At 37.5% G+C, this 17,948-nt stretch carries 13 protein-coding genes, 3 tRNA genes and 1 pseudogene; 10 read left to right on the forward strand and 7 right to left on the reverse strand.

Annotation, left to right across the window (positions count from 1 at the left end; translation table 11 throughout):
- Positions 1–15: 15 nt before the first annotated feature.
- The 3 genes from MKL35_RS13985 (at position 16) to MKL35_RS13995 (ending at position 6,705) form a co-directional block, all read left to right on the forward strand.
- Positions 16–2,868: a putative bifunctional diguanylate cyclase/phosphodiesterase gene (locus tag MKL35_RS13985; protein ID WP_032010245.1), complete on the forward strand. Its 2,853-nt coding sequence runs from the start codon at positions 16–18 to the stop codon at positions 2,866–2,868.
- A gap of 236 nt (positions 2,869–3,104) precedes the next feature.
- Positions 3,105–5,375, forward strand: a complete 2,271-nt coding sequence (locus MKL35_RS13990; RefSeq protein ID WP_002052468.1) for an NADP-dependent malic enzyme — start codon at positions 3,105–3,107, stop codon at positions 5,373–5,375.
- 91 nt (positions 5,376–5,466) lie between these two features.
- Positions 5,467–6,705, forward strand: a complete 1,239-nt coding sequence (locus MKL35_RS13995; RefSeq protein ID WP_031952957.1) for a multifunctional CCA addition/repair protein — start codon at positions 5,467–5,469, stop codon at positions 6,703–6,705.
- Positions 6,706–6,754: 49 nt separating this feature from the next.
- On the opposite strand, the gene MKL35_RS14000 is transcribed toward MKL35_RS13995, so the two are convergent.
- Positions 6,755–7,930, reverse strand: a complete 1,176-nt coding sequence (locus MKL35_RS14000) for a S1C family serine protease (RefSeq protein ID WP_002052780.1) — start codon at positions 7,928–7,930, stop codon at positions 6,755–6,757.
- Positions 7,931–8,123: 193 nt separating this feature from the next.
- Here MKL35_RS14000 and MKL35_RS14005 point away from each other — a divergent pair, with 193 nt between their 5' ends.
- From MKL35_RS14005 to MKL35_RS14030, 6 genes are all read left to right on the forward strand, one after another.
- Positions 8,124–8,882, forward strand: coding sequence for a Nif3-like dinuclear metal center hexameric protein (locus MKL35_RS14005; RefSeq protein WP_004886136.1), 759 nt, complete (start codon positions 8,124–8,126; stop codon positions 8,880–8,882).
- A gap of 147 nt (positions 8,883–9,029) precedes the next feature.
- The gene (locus MKL35_RS14010) at positions 9,030–9,656 is read left to right on the forward strand and encodes a superoxide dismutase (RefSeq protein WP_032010246.1); all 627 of its coding nucleotides are present in this window, start codon (positions 9,030–9,032) and stop codon (positions 9,654–9,656) included.
- Between the two features lie 146 nt (positions 9,657–9,802).
- Positions 9,803–9,878: transfer RNA gene (locus MKL35_RS14015), tRNA-Asn, on the forward strand.
- Between the two features lie 8 nt (positions 9,879–9,886).
- Positions 9,887–9,962: transfer RNA gene (locus tag MKL35_RS14020), tRNA-Asn, on the forward strand.
- 181 nt (positions 9,963–10,143) lie between these two features.
- Positions 10,144–10,219 (forward strand) — tRNA-Asn (locus tag MKL35_RS14025).
- Positions 10,220–10,275: 56 nt separating this feature from the next.
- Complete coding sequence (locus MKL35_RS14030; protein WP_106479593.1) at positions 10,276–10,719, forward strand: DUF2726 domain-containing protein; 444 nt, start codon at positions 10,276–10,278, stop codon at positions 10,717–10,719.
- A 10-nt stretch (positions 10,720–10,729) separates the two neighbouring features.
- Here MKL35_RS14030 and MKL35_RS14035 read toward each other — a convergent pair whose 3' ends face one another.
- The 5 genes from MKL35_RS14035 to glnA all read right to left on the reverse strand — a co-directional run bounded on the left by MKL35_RS14035 (position 10,730) and on the right by glnA (position 15,536).
- Positions 10,730–10,930: a hypothetical protein gene (locus MKL35_RS14035; RefSeq protein WP_025465707.1), complete on the reverse strand. Its 201-nt coding sequence runs from the start codon at positions 10,928–10,930 to the stop codon at positions 10,730–10,732.
- Positions 10,931–11,037: 107 nt separating this feature from the next.
- Positions 11,038–12,495: an alpha/beta hydrolase family protein gene (locus MKL35_RS14040; RefSeq protein WP_032010249.1), complete on the reverse strand. Its 1,458-nt coding sequence runs from the start codon at positions 12,493–12,495 to the stop codon at positions 11,038–11,040.
- Between the two features lie 115 nt (positions 12,496–12,610).
- Positions 12,611–13,489 (reverse strand): 4-hydroxybenzoate octaprenyltransferase, encoded by an 879-nt coding sequence (ubiA, locus tag MKL35_RS14045; protein ID WP_004707723.1) that lies wholly within the window; start codon positions 13,487–13,489, stop codon positions 12,611–12,613.
- On the reverse strand, positions 13,486–13,995 hold the full coding sequence (locus tag MKL35_RS14050; RefSeq protein WP_032010250.1) for a chorismate--pyruvate lyase family protein: 510 nt from the start codon (positions 13,993–13,995) through the stop codon (positions 13,486–13,488). Before MKL35_RS14050 ends, ubiA begins: the two co-directional genes overlap by 4 nt.
- A 125-nt stretch (positions 13,996–14,120) precedes the next feature.
- Positions 14,121–15,536, reverse strand: a complete 1,416-nt coding sequence (gene glnA / locus MKL35_RS14055) for a type I glutamate--ammonia ligase (RefSeq protein ID WP_002052696.1) — start codon at positions 15,534–15,536, stop codon at positions 14,121–14,123.
- Between the two features lie 703 nt (positions 15,537–16,239).
- Between glnA and MKL35_RS14060 the strand changes: the two are divergent.
- Positions 16,240–17,165 (forward strand): annotated as a pseudogene (locus MKL35_RS14060) (peptide MFS transporter); the annotation flags it as partial.
- Between the two features lie 8 nt (positions 17,166–17,173).
- On the opposite strand, the gene MKL35_RS14065 reads toward MKL35_RS14060, so the two are convergent.
- Positions 17,174–17,925, reverse strand: a protein-coding gene (locus MKL35_RS14065; RefSeq protein WP_099143725.1) for an IS5 family transposase whose coding sequence is annotated in 2 segments (ribosomal slippage) — positions 17,174–17,589 and positions 17,589–17,925 — 753 coding nt in all. Because the reading frame shifts where the segments join, the coding sequence is not laid out codon by codon here.
- Positions 17,926–17,948 lie beyond the last annotated feature (23 nt).

Here is a 17,948-nt window from a genome sequence, read left to right on the forward strand (position 1 = left end):
GGATAGAAAAATCTTATGTCTGGCCTTCAGGAAGAATATTTACAGCATCAAACAAAAATTGAACAGCTCCGGCTCTCAATTCAATATATTCGCTGGTATCTGATTAGCCTAATATTACTTTGCATAATTTCAGCCCTTATTTTCTCTTGTTACTTTACTTCTTACATTACAAAGTTTATTTGGTCAATTGGCTTTACCGTTTTAATTTTTACCTGTCTATTATTTATTCCAAAACTTTTAACACAATATCGCGATATTAATTTTATTAAAAAAACTGATTTGACCCTGCAAGCTATTTGTTTGCTCTCTGGAATTTTAATGGGAATAAATATAATTGTTCTTCATTTTTCGCTTCCAGCTAGCTTAATCTCCATATCCGATGTTCATATCCTAATCGCCCTATTTATTACTTCAGCACACATTATTGGTCTTACTTTTTTAACTCAGCAGCCCCGATATTTTTATTTACTCTTTATTCCAAGTACAGTTCCACTCCTTATTAGTCAATTTACCCATTCTCAAGTCACCCAACTTCCTTTTTACTTTGCTTATAACTTAGCCTTTGTAGCAACTTTGCTTTGTGCATATGCAACTCAACGTAACTATCAAAAAATTTCTCAACTATTATTTAAAAATAAGCAACTTGTACAAGTCGCAGAACAGCATACTCAATGGGCTGAAGAGTTATGTGTACAGCTCCAACAAGAAGTAAATAAATCCAAAGATATTGAAGCACAGCTTCAATTTAATAATCATTTACTCGAACAAAAAGTACGTGAGAGAACATACGACTTAACCAAAATGAATGAGAGGCTTGAAAGTCATCGTCATAATTTAGCATTTGCCCATGAAACTGCAGGTATTCGACCGTGGGACTGGGATATTGAAAAACAAAAACTAGAAATCACTTTTTTTGATCAACAAAAACAAACGCAAAATACCTCTTTACATCTCAAAGCCATATTAGAGCGTATTCATCCGAATGACCGAAAATTATTTGATGAACGTTTAAAAGAACATTTGGAAGGAAAATCTGATCATTTCAATATTACTTTTCGTATTTTACGTCGTAATGGCTCTTGGCGCTGGATTCATGATGTAGGGCGTGTCATTAGCCGTGATCCTAAAACCAATAAAGCTTTACGCATGGTTGGAATGACCAGAGATATTCATCAGGAAAAAAAAGATCAAGAGCATCTAAGACTCTGCGCTATTGTTCTTGAACAAGCTGCTGAAGGAATTTTCATTCTTGATGAAAAACTTAATTATATTGATGTTAATCCTTATTATGAAAAATTAACTGGTTTTTCGAAATCTGAGTTATTAAATCAGCAGTTATTTAACATCGCAATAAATCAGAAATTGCAGCAACAACAGTTTCATGACTCGATTACCCAACAACTTCTTAAAACTGGTGAATATATGGGCCAGTTTGATGAAAAATTTGCATCGGGTAAGAGCGTTTATTTATGGCTTCATATTAATGCGGTTAAAGATGAACACAATCAAGTCATTAATTATATTGGTTTTGCACGTGATTTAACTGAGCAAAAACGCCAAGAACAACATTTATCTTATTTAAAAAATTATGATAGTTTAACTCACCTTCCTAACCGTTTTTATTATTACAATCAATTACATCAATATTTAGTCAATCCTTCTTATAGTTTTAAAAATCTGGCATTAATTCGAATTAATATTGATAGATTTAGAGCATTTAATGAGTTCTTAAATAATGATAGTGGTGACGAACTACTGAAACAATTTGCACAGCGTCTACGTCTCACCAATATTAATGCTATTTTAGTCGCTTATTTAAATGGGGACGATTTTGCGATTATTTATGAAATATCACCGATTCACCCAAATATTGAGCAATATTGTCAAAATATATTACAAGCTTTGAATGCACCTTTTTATATTGATCAGCAGGAATATTTTATTACAGCATCTATTGGAGTCGCTTGTTTTCCAGAACATGGCAGACAAGTTGACCATCTTAACAACCACGCTGAACAAGCATTGTCAGAAGCAAAACGTCTGGGAGGCAATACTATTAGCTATTATTGTAATAAAACAACAAATCCATATAAGACAGCCGATTTAGAACAAGAACTCCGTAAAGCCATTCAAAATGATGAGTTCGTTGTTTATTACCAACCGAAAATTAATTTAAATGACAAATCAGTTAAGGGTTTTGAAGCTTTAATTCGCTGGCAACATCCTGAAAAAGGACTAGTTATGCCAAATATGTTTATTCCTTTTGCTGAACGTAGTAGCCTTATTTCTGATATCGGTAAAGTCGTTTTAGATAAAGTCGGCAAACAATTACAAGAATGGAAAAAAGCTGGCTATACAGATATCCAAGTCTCGGTAAATATTGTTGCCCAACAAATTCATCGAGGCCTTTTACTCAATGACTTGGATGAGTTTTTAGAACAATATCAGTTAGATGGTTCAAATTTAGAGCTAGAAATTACCGAATCGGCTTTATTAGACAATACTGATAATGTGAAAAAATTATTGCATTCAATTAAAGAACGCAATATTTCAATTGCACTCGATGATTTTGGTACAGGTTATTCATCTTTAGCTTATCTAACAGAGTACCCAATCGATGTTTTGAAAATAGATCGAGCCTTTATTTCTAAAATTGGTGATCAAAAACAAGAAGCGATTGTCAATGCCATGATTGCGATGGGTAAAAGCATGGGATTAAAACTGGTTGCTGAAGGTGTTGAAACTGAGGAACAAGTCATTTATCTACAAAAACAACAATGTGATTTTTTACAAGGCTATTTCTTTAGTCGCCCACTCCATCCAAATCAGATTATTCAATATCTACAATCAAATACGTATATTTCATAATTGTTTTAACAGTCTATTTTACATGCGCTGGTTTTTCCAAAAATGAGCGTTTTTGACTGTGAGAAATAAAGAAGTAGTGTTATATTCTTTAGCATTTAGCTCACTACGGGGCTATTGGCAATTCGTCTACTATTCTCTTAATTGGTAAAAATTAAAGCAAAGTAAACGAAATGAGTTGCCTCCCCCTAAATGAGTGATTTGACTAGTTTGCTTTTTTGTATCAAATAGAGACTCAGATGGACGATCAATCTTTAAAACAGGCCGCTTTAAATTACCACGAATATCCAAATCCAGGGAAAATCAGCGTCACGCCTAGTAAGCAACTCGTCAACCAACGAGATTTGGCTCTAGCTTATTCACCAGGGGTTGCTGCTCCATGTTTAGAGATTGAACGTGATCCTTCAGCTGCTGCAAAATACACAGCGCGTGGTAACTTAGTTGCTGTTGTCAGTAACGGTACTGCGGTTCTTGGTTTAGGTAACATCGGTCCATTAGCTTCTAAACCGGTAATGGAAGGTAAAGGCGTTCTGTTTAAAAAGTTCGCTGGTGTTGATGTATTTGATATTGAAATTGCTGAAAACGATCCAGATAAAATCGTTGATATTGTTGCTTCATTAGAACCAACTTTTGGCGGCATTAACCTTGAAGATATCAAAGCACCAGAATGTTTCTATATTGAGAAGAAACTTCGTGAACGCATGAAAATTCCTGTGTTTCATGATGACCAACACGGTACAAGTATTATTGTAGGTTCAGCATTATTAAATGCTCTACAAATCGTTAACAAGAAAATTGAAGAAATCAAAATCGTTGCTTCAGGTGCAGGTGCTGCTGCCCTTTCTTGTTTAGATTTACTTTGCGCGTTAGGCGTAAATAAAGAAAATATCATTGTTGCCGATTCTCGTGGTCTACTTACGACTTCACGTGAAGGCTTAGATGAATCTAAAAAGCGTTATGTACAAGACATTAAAGCGACTCAATTACATGAAGTAATGGCTGGCGCAGATATGTTCTTAGGTCTTTCAGCTGCAGGTATTCTCACCAAAGATATGGTGAAACAAATGGCTGAAAATCCAATTATTTTTGCATTAGCAAACCCAGATCCAGAAATTCTGCCTGAACATGCACATGAAGTACGTCCTGATGTCATTATGGCAACTGGTCGTTCGGACTACCCGAACCAAGTAAACAATGCGTTATGTTTCCCTTATATCTTCCGTGGTGCACTTGATGTAGGTGCTACAACAATTAACGAAGATATGAAAATTGCATGTGTACACGCAATTGCACGTATGGCTCACGTAGAAGCTGACGCAGCTACTTATGGTGAAAAATCTGCTTCATTTGGTCGTGACTACTTAATTCCACGCCCACTTGATCAACGCTTAATTTTAGAAATCGCACCTGCTGTTGCTAAAGCAGCAATGGATTCAGGTGTTGCAACTCGCCCTATCGAAGATTTCTCTGCATATCGTCAAAAACTTTCTGAGTTTGTTTATAACTCAGCATTCTTGATGAAACCAATCTTTGCTCAAGCAAAAACAGATCCTAAACGTATTGCATATGCTGAAGGTGAAGATGAGCGCGTATTACGTGCTGTTCAAATTGCAGTGGATGAAGATTTGGCTAAACCAATTTTAGTTGGTCGTACTGCAGTCATTGAAGCAAACATCAAAAAATTAGGTCTACGTTTACAACACGGTGTAAATATTGAGATTGTAGATCAAGAACAAAACCCGATGTACGAAGAGTTTTGGAAAGACTACTATCAAACAATGCAACGTAAAGGCATTACTGTTGAATATGCTCAACGTGAAGCTCGCCGTCGTTCAACTTTAATTGCATCTCTTCTGGTTAAATTCGGCAAAGCAGATGGTATGTTATGTGGTACGTACAGTAGCTATAACATTCACCTTGACTTTGTGCGTAACGTTATTGGTCTTAAAGAAGGCATGAACAACTTCTTCACGCTCAATGCATTAATGCTTGAAGACCGTAATTTGTTTATTGCTGATACGTATGTAAATACTAACCCGACTGCTGAACAACTTGCTGAAATGACAATTTTAGCAGCTGAAGAAGTACGTCGCTTTGGTATTACACCACGCGTAGCTTTACTTTCTCATTCAAGCTTCGGTAGCGACCAGACTGATTCAAGCGCTCAAAAAATGCGTGAAGTTTATCGTATTTTATCTGAGCAAGCTCCAGAGCTTGAAGTTGAAGGTGAAATGCATGGTGATGCAGCATTAGATGAAAGCATCCGTCAATATGCTTTCCCAGGTTCACGTTTCAAAGGTTCAGCAAACTTGCTGATTATGCCGAACCTAGATGCAGCAAACATTTCATTTAACTTGTTAAAAGCAACTTCTGGTAACAACGTTACAATTGGTCCAATTTTGCTAGGTGCTGCTAAACCAGTTCATATTTTGACACCTACAGCGACGACTCGCCGCCTTATCAATATGACTGCTTTAACTGTTGCTGAAATTCAACAACAAGAAAAGTAATTTAGAAACTGCTTTTTACGAAAAGCATCTCTAATCACTTGAGAAAACCTCTATTCTGTAGCATGATTGCTTGAAGAATAGAGGTTTTTTCATGCAAGTGTATTTAGTAGGCGGTGCCGTCCGAGATTTTTTACTTGGGCATCCCTATCAAGAAAAAGACTATGTTGTTGTCGGTGCAACGCCGGAACACATGCTCGCCCAAGGTTTCCAGCCTGTAGGCAAAGATTTCCCTGTGTTTCTTCATCCTCAAACCAAAGAAGAATACGCACTTGCACGAACCGAACGAAAGTCTGGTCAGGGATATCATGGGTTTCAATTCTTTACTGATACAACCGTAAGTTTAGAAGACGACTTAATTCGCCGTGACTTAACAATTAATGCAATTGCCATGGATCAAGATGGCAAAATATATGATCCATATGGCGGTCAAAGCGACTTAGAAAATAAAATTCTACGTCATGTTTCAGAAGCATTTGCTGAGGATCCCCTACGGGTTTTGCGTGTCGCTCGTTTTGCTGCACGATATTTTCCATATGGTTTTCAAATTGCGCCAGAGACTTTGCAACTTATGCAAACCATGGCAGAGTCAGGTGAACTGGATGCATTAACACCAGAGCGTGTTTGGAAAGAGACCTCTCGCGCTTTAATGGAAACTCATGCAGATATTTATTTTCAAACTTTGCGTGATTGTGGCGCATTAAAACATCTTTTCCCTGAAATTGATGCTTTATTTGGTGTACCTCAACGTCCTGAATATCATCCTGAAGTAGATTGTGGCGTTCATACCCTTATGTCATTACAACAAGCTTGTAAATCGAATTACTCACTCGATGTACGTTTTGCTGTTTTAGTGCATGATTTAGGTAAGGCTCTTACTCCAGCCGATGAGCTTCCTCGTCATATCATGCATGAAGAACGTGGAATTAAACCAGTTACTCAATTATGTGAACGTTTAAGAGTCCCAACGCAAACCAAGCAGTTGGCATTATCAGTGTGTAAAGAACATTTGAAATGCCACCAGATTATGTCATTAAAGCCAGGTACTTTATGGCGTCTATTACAACGCTTAGATGTTTTACGTCGTCCAGAAAGAGTAGAAGCTTTTGTCCAAGCCTGTGAATGTGATGCAAAAGGCAGATTAGGACTAGAAGACCGTCCATATCCTCAAGCTCAATATATGCGTGAAGCCATGCAGATTGTTCGCTCTATTAAAGTTCAGGATTTACCTGACAACATTAAGGGTGCAGAAATTGGTGAAATGCTCATTCAATATCGAATTGAGGCTTTAGCTGAGTTTAAAAACCAACATCAAAGTTTTAGCCATTCTTAATCAGTAGTCATAAAAAAAGCCTCATCGTGAGGCTTTTTTTATTGAGGTTTTAACGTTTAGGAAGCGGGATATACTGAGATTGAGTATTTTGCGCTTTTCGCTCGCCCACAGTCACAACAAAGTTTTGTTGTTTACCATCTCGTTCAACCAATACATTAATTTCACTATTGGGCGCCTGTAAAGCAACGTAGTTAATCAAATGAGAAGCCGAAGTAATCGGTTCATTATTCACCTGAACAATTTTATCGCCCACTTTAATACCAGCAGAAGCCGCTGGACCATTTTTTAATACATCAGCAACGATTACACCAACTGGTGGTTTTGGTGCCAATACATCGTCTTGTGTAGGTGGTAGTAAACTAATACCTAACCAACCACGAACCACACGGCCATCTTTTAAAATTGAGTTAAGTACTTGTTGACAAACCTTCGCGGGAATAGCGAAACCAATACCTAAAGAACCACCCGATTGTGAAAAAATAGCCGTATTCACACCAATCAAGTTACCAGCAACATCAATTAAGGCTCCCCCTGAATTTCCAGGGTTAATTGCTGCATCAGTTTGAATAAAGTCTTCATAGGTATTAATACCTAAATCTGATCGACCTGTCGCTGAAACAATACCTTGAGTTACCGTTTGTCCTACACCAAACGGGTTACCAATTGCTAAAACAACGTCACCCACTTCATTACCACTCAATTTAAATGGCAATACTGGCAGTTTATCTAAATCGATTTTAATAACTGCCAAATCTGTATCTGGGTCAGTCCCCACAATTGTAGCTTCTGCACGACGTCCGTCATGTAAAGCAACTACGATCTGGTCAGCTTGGGCAATCACATGGTTGTTGGTAAGAATATAACCATCAGCACGAACAATAACCCCTGAACCTAAGCTATTTTCATTTTGCTGTTGTTGTTCAGGAACCTGATTTCCAAAAAATTCACGGAAAACCGGATCACTTAATAAAGGATGATTTTGTTTAACTTTCTGGGTCGTAAAAATATTAACAACTGCCGGCGCTGCAACTTTTACCGCAGCACTATAAGATACCACCCCACCCGTTCGAGAAGTATTCACCAGAGGCTCAACTTTCTCAGCAGGCATTTGCACCCCATCAACTGCAACAGTTGGTTTCGGCTGATGGTATTTTTGCCATGCAATAAAACTGGCAATTACAATAATAAGTAACACCCAAGGTAACCATGTAAAGGTGCGGCGCACGTTCATATCCTCTACGCAAAGAAGTTTTTAATTAAATTAATATATTGAACAAAAAGAGTTTTCAGTTAAGCATTTTAAATTAAATATGTCGATATACATAAAAAAGTCAAAAAAGATTTGTCTAGCTTTAGTTACACAACAAAATATGTTTCTATAGCTTTAGCAACTTTTACTACTCAATTCAGGAAATATCATGGCAAATTTGCATGAAATTATTCAGTGGTGCGACCAAACCTTAAAAGCAGCAGAGTTTAAAGATTACGCACCAAATGGCCTGCAAATTGAAGGTTCAACTGAAGTAAAACGTATTGTTTGTGCAGTGACTGCTTCTGAAGATGCAATTGATGCAGCTATTGCTCAAAATGCCGATCTATTACTTGTACACCACGGTTATTTTTGGAAAGGCGAACCGTATCCTATTACTGGTATGCGAGGCAACCGCATTAAGAAACTCATTCAAAATAATATTTCATTAGTCGCTTATCATCTACCTTTAGATGCACACCCATCTTTAGGCAATAATATCGCCATTGCAGAAAAGCTAAACTTGCAAAGCTTAGAACCACTCGATTTAACCGAGAAACACCCAATTGGTAATATTGGTTATTTAGAACAAGCACTTTCTGTAGATGACTTTAAAGCAAAACTACAAAACAGTTTTGATTTTAAAGTGATTCACTTACCAGCCGAGAAGAAAACGATTCAAAAAGTAGGTTTCTGTACAGGCGGTGCTCAGGATTTTATTGCTAAAGCTGCTTTGCAAAATTGTGATGCTTATATTTCAGGGGAAGTCAGTGAACGAACTTTTTACGAAGCAAAAGAATTAGGTGTTCATTATTTTGCCTGTGGTCACCATGCAACCGAACGTTATGGAGTTCAACGTTTGGCACAAGCCATTTCAAAACAGTTCACAGTTGAATCTGAATATTTTGAATTGAATAATCCGATTTAATTAAGTCTTTTTTTCAATCTGTGTTATGCGTATTAATTAGATCTTTATTGTGTATAGTTCTTTAAAACGATGCCCTATTGTTAACAGAATCATTTACAATAGAGCCACTTAATATTGTATAACCCAGCAAATGCAAGGAATAGGAACATGACAACCATTACTTTACCTGCACTTCCATATGGCTATGATGATTTAGCGCCACATATCAGTAAAGAAACTTTAGAATACCATCACGACAAACACCATAACACCTATGTTGTTAACTTAAACAACTTTATCAAAGGCACTGACCTTGAAGGTAAAACTTTAGAAGAAATCATCAAAGCAACTGCTGGTGACGCATCTAAAGCTGGTATTTTCAACAATGCTGCTCAAGTTTGGAACCACACTTTCTACTGGAACAGCATGAAGCCAAATGGTGGTGGAAAGCCTACTGGCGCAATCGCTGCTAAAATCGACGAAGCTTTTGGTAGCTACGAAAAATTTGCAGAAGAATTTACTGCTGCTGCAACAACTCAATTCGGTTCAGGTTGGGCTTGGTTAGTTGCTGATGAAGTAAACGGTAAACTTTCTATTACTAAAACTTCAAATGCAGACACTCCACTTGCACATGGTCAAATTGCTGTATTAACAATTGACGTATGGGAACATGCTTACTACATCGATTTCCGTAACTTACGTCCTAAATACATCGCAACTTTCTTAGAAAGCCTTGTGAACTGGGACTATGCAAATGCAAAACTTGCAGGTCAGCCAGCTGGTGTAGAGAAATAATTTTATTTCTTTATAAAAAACCACCCTCTTTAGGGTGGTTTTTTTATTTTTAAGGCAACAAAAGCATATTAATCAAGCAAACGATTCATTTTCTTTAATATTCTTATTGACGCTTTTAGATTTCATCCATAAAATGCGCATCAGATTCTCCAATAGCTCAGTCGGTAGAGCGACGGACTGTTAATCCGCAGGTCCCTGGTTCGAGCCCAGGTTGGAGAGCCATCTACTAATCTCCCATAGCTCAGTCGGTAGAGCGACGGACTGTTAATCCGCAGGTCCCTGGTTCGAGCCCAGGTGGGAGAGCCAAGATTCTAAAAGCCCGCATTTATTGCGGGTTTTTTCTTTTCTAATCCTCTAATAACTTTCTATTATTTTGAATAAAATCAATGTTTCGTGTATTTTTAAGCCAAACGATTAGATATTCTCACTAATTCTGCTATTAAGGCTTGACCCAGCCCCCTTTCCTGCCTAAAATCCTTTTCCAGATTCTCCCATAGCTCAGTCGGTAGAGCGACGGACTGTTAATCCGCAGGTCCCTGGTTCGAGCCCAGGTGGGAGAGCCAAGATTCTTAAAAACCCACTCATTACGAGTGGGTTTTTATTTGTATGATGTTGTCACATGTTCGAATCGAGTCACTTATTTTTTATTGTTTTAGGTTGCTTAAGCACCTGTATTTTTCTTGTTGTTTGTTTACGTCCCTATTTATTCCCAAAACAAAAATTCTTTGCTCGTCCTGTTATTACTAATTTTGAAACTCAAATGTTTATACGTCTAAAACAGAGTTTCCCAAGTTGCCATGTTTTAGCGCAAGTGGCGTTTAGCGCATTAATCACCAGCAATGACTATAAGGTTCGTAGCCAATTCAATCGTAAAGTTACCGACTTTGTTTTGCTTAATGACAAAATGGAAGTAATTGCTATTATTGAGTTAGATGACCCTACTCATCTTGAAAAAGCAGAAGAAGACCGTCTACGCGATCAAATGCTGACAGAAGCCGGATATATCGTAAAACGTTATACAAGCATACCGAGCGTACGCCAACTACAAAGAGATATTCATTGAACAGCTAATGCTATTTCTTATCTGAATTTGCAGCCTCTTTTTCAGCTATTCTTTTTTCCATTTCTATACGTTGCTGCTCATATTGTTTTTTATTCTTAGCATCACTCTTTGCAGCCAAGAAAAGCATTCCAATAATTAAAAAAGGAATAAGTAAACCCAACCCCATTAATAACCAAGGAACAGATTTTTTTTCAACTGATTGCTGACTCATAAGTGATTTAAACTCGAACATCATTAATTTTAAGCTATGTAACAATATAACAAAAAAGAGCCTATATAAAGGCTCTTTTCTTAAGCTAAATGCTAGTTAAATAAAACTTAGAACTTACCTGTACAGTGCGGGCTTTGGCTAGCATCTTTCTGTGCATCAGTTAAAACAATACCGGTACCTGCTGACATATTCGTTTGAATAAAATCTATGGCATTTGCATTTTGACATACGATTGCTTGTGTATGAGTCGCATTCGGTACAATAGTTAAGTTATATCCCTTATCGTACCCAGCTTGAGGGAAAAATTTCAAAGCATTCGCTTTCATATTTGCGAATAAGGCTTGTGTTACTACAGGCAATACTGCTTGATCTTTTTCACCTTGAATAATAAATACAGGTGCTTTAATAACTTTTTCAGCTGTAGCATTCGTTGCAGGTTGAGTCGATGTTAAAAAGCTTTGAACTACTTGATCGGTCTTGAATTTATTTAGATCAATACCGTACTGTGAAATTTGATGTGTAGGGTCAGCTAAGAAAGCTAGGATTCCTGCTTTAAATTTCTCTTGTAAACCATTTGCAGTATCAGGTGCAGGATAACTCAGACATGTACCATCATCTCCTGTACGACCATAAGCCAATTCTGCAATATCAGCTGCCCCTGATGTAAAGATTGACTTCAAATCATAATTTGGTTGCTGTGCTTTAATCCCAGCACTTGCAAAAGCAGCATATGCTAACAATTCAGCATATCCTTCTGCAGTTTTATCAATTGTTGGTACACCAAGCGCCAGTGGATCATTTGGAGACATTTGCCCTGCAGCAATCGCTGCATCAATTTGTCTACGCGCTATAATTGCCTGATCTAGCTTACTAACTGCAAAATTACTATCTTGATTCATTGCAGGATCAATATAAATTTGAATAATTGTGCCCAAGCTTGATGCCGGCGCCCCAGCTACAGCACCTTTATAACTTGTATCTGTATTGGCGAATTCAGCAGTACCTAATGATGCATGTCCACCTTGTGATTGGCCAATTGACATCCAATCGCCTTTCAACTGATTTCCATAATGGTCTTTTGCTGCCTTGACTGCTGCTAATGCGGATTTTGCTTCACTAGATAAGTTTAAGTACGGATGTACACCTGGCGTACCTAAACCCTCATAATCTGGTGCAATAATCACATAACCTGCTGCTAATAAGTTTTCAGCTAAAATTTTAAATCGCGGATTAATTGCATTTTTACTTGGCGCGCAGCTATCTCCTACTCCTACAGTTCCATGCTCCCATACAACCACTCGATAACCATCTTTAGGTTGCGATGCTTTTGGGAACAATACCATAGCAGTAGCAGTAGCTGTTTTTCCCTGCACATTTGTCATGTTATAAGTCATGACTTTAATTGATGAAGCATTATCAACTTTATCTATAGCGTAATTACTTTCAGACAAAAAGGTTTTATTTGAATCTATCCCAGTGTAATCGTCATTGTTGTCATTACATGCTGTAAGAAATAATGCTGAAACCGATAATGTTATAGCTAAAGCGATTTTTGACCGTTTCATAAAATATCCTTTTTATGTTATGTGTTATTTATTCCGCATAATTTTTATGCACAAATATTAAGACATAAAAAAAGTGCTCTGCATAGAACACTTTTCAACCTCACGGTCATTTTTACTATATGAAATTTAAAAATATTCCTAGAAAAATGATTAATCCTACCCAGCGATTGTGACGAAATGCCCAGAAACAAACCTGAGGGTTGCGGTCTTTGGTTTTAATTGTTTGATATATAAAATCGAATGCCACAACAATTAAAGCAACAATTGCCCATGGAAATAAGATATTTTCTAAATACAACGCCGTTCCTATCAAAACAAGACTGGCTGCTTGTAGGAGTGCAATAATCTGGATGTCATATCGACCAAAAAGAATAGCTGTAGATTTCACACCAATCTTTAAATCATATTCGCGGTCTGTAATTGCATATTGAGTGTCATAAGCCACTGTCCAAGCCAAATTACCAAAATACAGCAGCCAGCAAGTCAGATCCGGAGTTTTACCTACAGCAGTAAAGGCCATTGGAATTGACCATGAAAATGCTGCTCCTAAAAAAACTTGCGGTAAGTTGGTATAGCGTTTCATAAATGGATAAATAAACGCTAAAAATAACGCGCCAAATGACCAATAAAAAGTTTCTATAGGTAAAAAGAACAAAAGACATGCACTTGCTAAAACAAGACCTAAGAATACATATACTGCTTCCCTCGCACGAATGACACCTGTTGCCAAAGGACGAGTTTTTGTACGCTCTACATGACCATCTACTTTACGATCAGCAAAGTCATTAATCGCACATCCAGCAGCGCGCATAAAAATAACGCCTAAAATCATGACGAATAAAATACCTAAATTCGGTATTCCTTTTGATGCAACCCAAAGTGCCCACATGGTTGGCCAAAACACCAGTTCTGTACCAATTGGCTTATCAAATCGGCATAGATAATAATAAGCTTCTAAACGCTGACGCCATGTTGTACCTGTTGCAGTCGTCATAGTAATTCCTTGTCGTGCTGCTGATATAAAAAAGCTTCAAAAGCCGGTAAGAATGTTTCTTGAACAATAAATTTACAGCCATGCCAAGTATAGCAACTTTGTCGCGTCCAACCTTCGGGTAAGCGAATAACACGGCGATCACACAGTGGCGTAGTTCTTTGAAATAAAAAACGACCTATCGGTTTAGAACCAATATGCTGAAATATACGGGCTTTTTTTTGTAAACTTCGAATTGGAAAAATACTTTTTGCTTTAACCCAAGGTTCCACTTCACAGCCATATAAATATGTTTCCCTTACCCATGAAGTATGGGTATGAGGCATATTCATCCATTGACTGTCTGCAAAAGTTAAACGCTGAAAGTATTCTTTAAAAGGTTTTACGCTGAACTGTCCACCGCCAAGTTCAGTCAATTGTTGGGTCAGAGAACCAGACGCATACAACCATGTTTTCAATGCAGGATTTAACACTTCTTCCTGTTTAAGTACTGGTTGTCGTTTACGCATAATCTGCTCACATGAAAACTCGCACCTAGTTTACCCCAAATTTTTGATAAAAAACGTAGAGAATTCAATCAACATTGCAAGCAATAAAAAAGCCTGCATAAGCAGGCTTTTTTACGAAATACGTATTACAAGCTGTAGTACATATCGAATTCAACTGGGTGAGTAGTCGTGTTAAGACGACGTACATCTTCCGTTTTAAGTTCGATGTATGCATCAAGCATTTCTTTAGTGAACACGCCGCCTTTTAACAAGAATTCGTGATCTGCTTGAAGTGCTTCAAGAGCCATATCTAAGCTATGAGCAACTGTTGGGATTTTTGCTTCTTCTTCTGGAGGAAGATCATACAAGTTCTTGTCAGCAGCTTCGCCCGGATGGATCTTGTTTTGGATACCGTCGATACCAGCCATTAACAATGCAGCGAAACCTAAGTACGGGTTCATCATTGGGTCTGGGAAACGAGCTTCGATACGCTTACCTTTAGGGCTAGAAACGTATGGAATACGGATAGACGCAGAACGGTTACGCGCTGAGTAAGCAAGCATAATTGGTGCTTCGAAGTGAGGAACCAAACGCTTGTATGAGTTTGTAGATGGGTTTGTGATTGCATTCAATGCACGAGCGTGCTTGATGATACCACCGATGAAGTACAACGCCATTTCTGAAAGGCCAGCATATTCATCACCAGCAAACAAGTTCTTGCCATCTTTAGAGATAGACATGTGAACGTGCATACCAGAACCGTTATCACCTACCATTGGTTTAGGCATAAACGTAGCTGTTTTTGCATATTGATGTGCAACGTTCCAAACAGCATATTTGAACTGTTGAACTTCGTCAGCTTTACGAACAAGAGTATTGAAGCTCACACCAATTTCTAACTGGCAAGAAGCAACTTCATGGTGATGTACTTCTACACGACCTGGGCCCATGATGTCTTCGATTTTTGCACACATTTCTGCACGCATATCTTGTGAAGAATCGACTGGAGGAACTGGGAAGTAACCGCCTTTAACACGTGGACGGTGACCAGAGTTACCAGACTCATAGTCTTTACCAGTAGACCAAGCAGCTTCTTCAGCGATTAATGTATGACGAGCGCCAGACATATCGATGTCCCATTTCACTTCGTCAAATACAAAGAATTCTGGTTCTGGACCGAAGAATGCAGTATCACCGATACCTGTAGATTTTAAGTATTCTTCTGCACGGCGAGCAATCGAACGTGGGTCTCGCTCATAACCTTGACCAGTTGAAGGTTCAATAACGTCACAAGTCACAACTACAGTTGGTTCAGCAAAGAACGGGTCGATGAAACCAGTTTCCGCATCTGGACGTAAGATCATGTCAGATGCTTCAATACCTTTCCAACCAGCGATTGAAGAACCATCAAACATTTTACCGTCTTCAAAAGTATCTTCATCAATAGAATCAGCTGGGTAAGTTACGTGCTGTTCTTTACCCTTAGTATCAGTAAAGCGAAAATCGACCCATTTTGCGCCACTTTCTTGTATGAGTTGAAGGACCTTGTTCGCCATGCTCATTTTGCTCCAATGAAATTTTGTTGCACTTGTTAAGTGCGTGTTAGTTGCTGGTATTTATTAAGCAATTCTCATACCAACTTTATAAGACTTACCTAAAACATTGAATTACTTATAAGTATTCATGATTTAGGCCCCTTGTCTTGAACCCATTATACTGTTTGCTTGTGCAAATGCACCATATTCACACATTTTCAAATTATGGCATATTTAAATAGCTTATTATTGCCCTAATTTAGTGCAAAATTGTTGCACTGATATAATCCGCTGCATCAATTTCTAACAGTCGTTCATGATCATAATACTTTCTTATATATAATGTTGAGATTCTTATTAGATTACACAAAAAATATTTATGCTTCTTAAAGCATCCATTCTTACTCATTTTTAAGTTGTTTAGATGACTTAAGCGCCTTGGTTAAGCCATCCAAGTAAGTTCTTTATTGTTTATTTACAATCTACCAAATAGTTTTCATTTTTATGAATTCTTATAGAGCATTTCAGTACTCGGCAGTTCTTTGATTTGCCAAATGAACGCTCCTTTGTGTTATTCGCTATCCACGAACTCCACTATTCATGTTCTTTTTCATTCACTGTTTTTATACAAGGTAAATTTGCTTTTATTGTTAAAAATAACTAAAAAATAAAAACATAAATTTTGGTTATAAATAAACAAACTAAAAGTTATGTTTATAAAAAACATAAAATCATTCAAGGATTTGAATAATGAAACATGAACTTGAACAGACCGATAAAGCATTTTTCGGTCATCCAAAACCATTAAAAACTTTATTTTTTACAGAACTTTGGGAAAGATTTTCTTATTACGGAATTCGCCCCTTACTTGTTCTTTATATGGTTGCTATGGTGAATGACGGTGGGCTAGCACTTGATCGACCAACTGCCGCAGCTATTGTAGGATTATTTGCAGGCTCAATGTATTTAATGACAGTTTTTGGTGGGTGGATTGCTGATAACTGGTTAGGTCAGGCGCGTGGTGTCTGGTACGGTTCAATTATTATTGCTTTAGGTCACTTATCAATTGCCCTCACCACCATTTTTGATCAATTCTTTTTTTATTTCGGTCTAGTTCTGATTGTTCTTGGCTCAGGTTTATTTAAAACTTGTATTTCAGTGATTGCCGGAACTTTATACAAAGCTCAAGATAGTAGACGAGATGCCGGATTCTCCATTTTTTATATGGGAATTAATATGGGCTCGTTTATTGCCCCGCTCATTACAGGTCTATTAGCTCGCGATTATGGCTGGCATTTAGGCTTTGGTATCGGTGGCCTTGGGATGTTGATAGCGTTGTTAATTTTCCGCTTTTTGGCTATCCCGCAACTTCAAACTTTTAATGAACTGCGTCAAGAATCTAACACCTGTAGCAAACCTGTCGTAGAAAATAAAAATGCACCCAAAATTGTGTTTAGTTTTTTATTTTTGGTTGCAGTGGTTATTGGACTAACTTTCTTTGGCATCATTCACATCAACCCAGTCGTTGTTGCAACCTACTTAACTGTAGGAATTAGCATTGGAATTATTGCTTATTTTGCATACTTACTACTTTTCCTGAATTTAGAGCAAAATGAAAAATTTAAAATAATTATTTGTTTCGTTTTATTAGGGTCTGTTGAGAATTACCGAGAGTTAATTAAACTCGCGCACAATTGAATCATGGCTTCAAAACTCGTATCTGTTTTACAACTACGCATCGCTATACGTTTAAATTCTTTTAACTTACAGAAATAGTTTTCAATGAGATGACGCCATTTATACATAATCGTATCAAATGCTCTCATTACTTTTCGATTAGATTTAGGTGGGATCACCACTTTCACTTTACGTTCATTGAGTTCTTGGATGAGCCAATCTGCATCAAATGCTTTATCCGCTAGTAATGCCTGAAAATCAACATCTTCGATTAAAGGTTTGGTTTCTACTAAATCGTGATATTGACCAGGCATTAATCGAAACTTAATGAGGTTGCCTAGACTATCCACTAAGGCAAGAATTTTACAGGTCATTCCACCTCGAGATCTACCTATAGACTGTTTGAAAGTCCCCCTTTTGCACCTTGCCCATGTCGATGAACTTTAACAATCGTTCCATCAATCATGGCGTATTCCAAATCAACATCTTCATTTACAGATGCAAAAATAGTTTCAAATACACCAGCTTTCACCCAATCACGGTATCTTTTAAAGACGGTATTCCATTTACCAAAATGAGCAGGTAGATCACGCCATGGACTGCCTGTACGGGCAATCCAAAGGACTGCTTCTAAAAATAATCGATTATCTTTTCCACTACGACCTCGATCGGTCACTTTACCTAGGCAAAAAGGTTCCATTTTTGCCCATTGGGCATCAGTAAGTATGTATCTATCCATAGTACTATTATAAATTAATCAGT

This window comes from Acinetobacter sp. AOR41_HL, assembly GCF_027854645.1.
Taxonomy (GTDB): domain Bacteria; phylum Pseudomonadota; class Gammaproteobacteria; order Pseudomonadales; family Moraxellaceae; genus Acinetobacter; species Acinetobacter nosocomialis.

What these genes read in the sequence shown, in the direction of transcription:
- MKL35_RS13985 (WP_032010245.1), top strand. Translation starts at nt 16, where the DNA reads ATGTCTGGCCTTCAGGAAGAATATTTACAGCATCAAACAAAAATTGAA.
- MKL35_RS13990 (WP_002052468.1), top strand. Translation starts at nt 3,105, where the DNA reads ATGGACGATCAATCTTTAAAACAGGCCGCTTTAAATTACCACGAATAT.
- MKL35_RS13995 (WP_031952957.1), top strand. Translation starts at nt 5,467, where the DNA reads ATGCAAGTGTATTTAGTAGGCGGTGCCGTCCGAGATTTTTTACTTGGG.
- MKL35_RS14005 (WP_004886136.1), top strand. Translation starts at nt 8,124, where the DNA reads ATGGCAAATTTGCATGAAATTATTCAGTGGTGCGACCAAACCTTAAAA.
- MKL35_RS14010 (WP_032010246.1), top strand. Translation starts at nt 9,030, where the DNA reads ATGACAACCATTACTTTACCTGCACTTCCATATGGCTATGATGATTTA.
- MKL35_RS14030 (WP_106479593.1), top strand. Translation starts at nt 10,276, where the DNA reads ATGTTCGAATCGAGTCACTTATTTTTTATTGTTTTAGGTTGCTTAAGC.
- MKL35_RS14035 (WP_025465707.1), bottom strand. Translation starts at nt 10,930, where the DNA reads ATGAGTCAGCAATCAGTTGAAAAAAAATCTGTTCCTTGGTTATTAATG.
- MKL35_RS14040 (WP_032010249.1), bottom strand. Translation starts at nt 12,495, where the DNA reads ATGAAACGGTCAAAAATCGCTTTAGCTATAACATTATCGGTTTCAGCA.
- ubiA (WP_004707723.1), bottom strand. Translation starts at nt 13,489, where the DNA reads ATGACGACTGCAACAGGTACAACATGGCGTCAGCGTTTAGAAGCTTAT.
- MKL35_RS14050 (WP_032010250.1), bottom strand. Translation starts at nt 13,995, where the DNA reads ATGCGTAAACGACAACCAGTACTTAAACAGGAAGAAGTGTTAAATCCT.
- glnA (WP_002052696.1), bottom strand. Translation starts at nt 15,536, where the DNA reads ATGAGCATGGCGAACAAGGTCCTTCAACTCATACAAGAAAGTGGCGCA.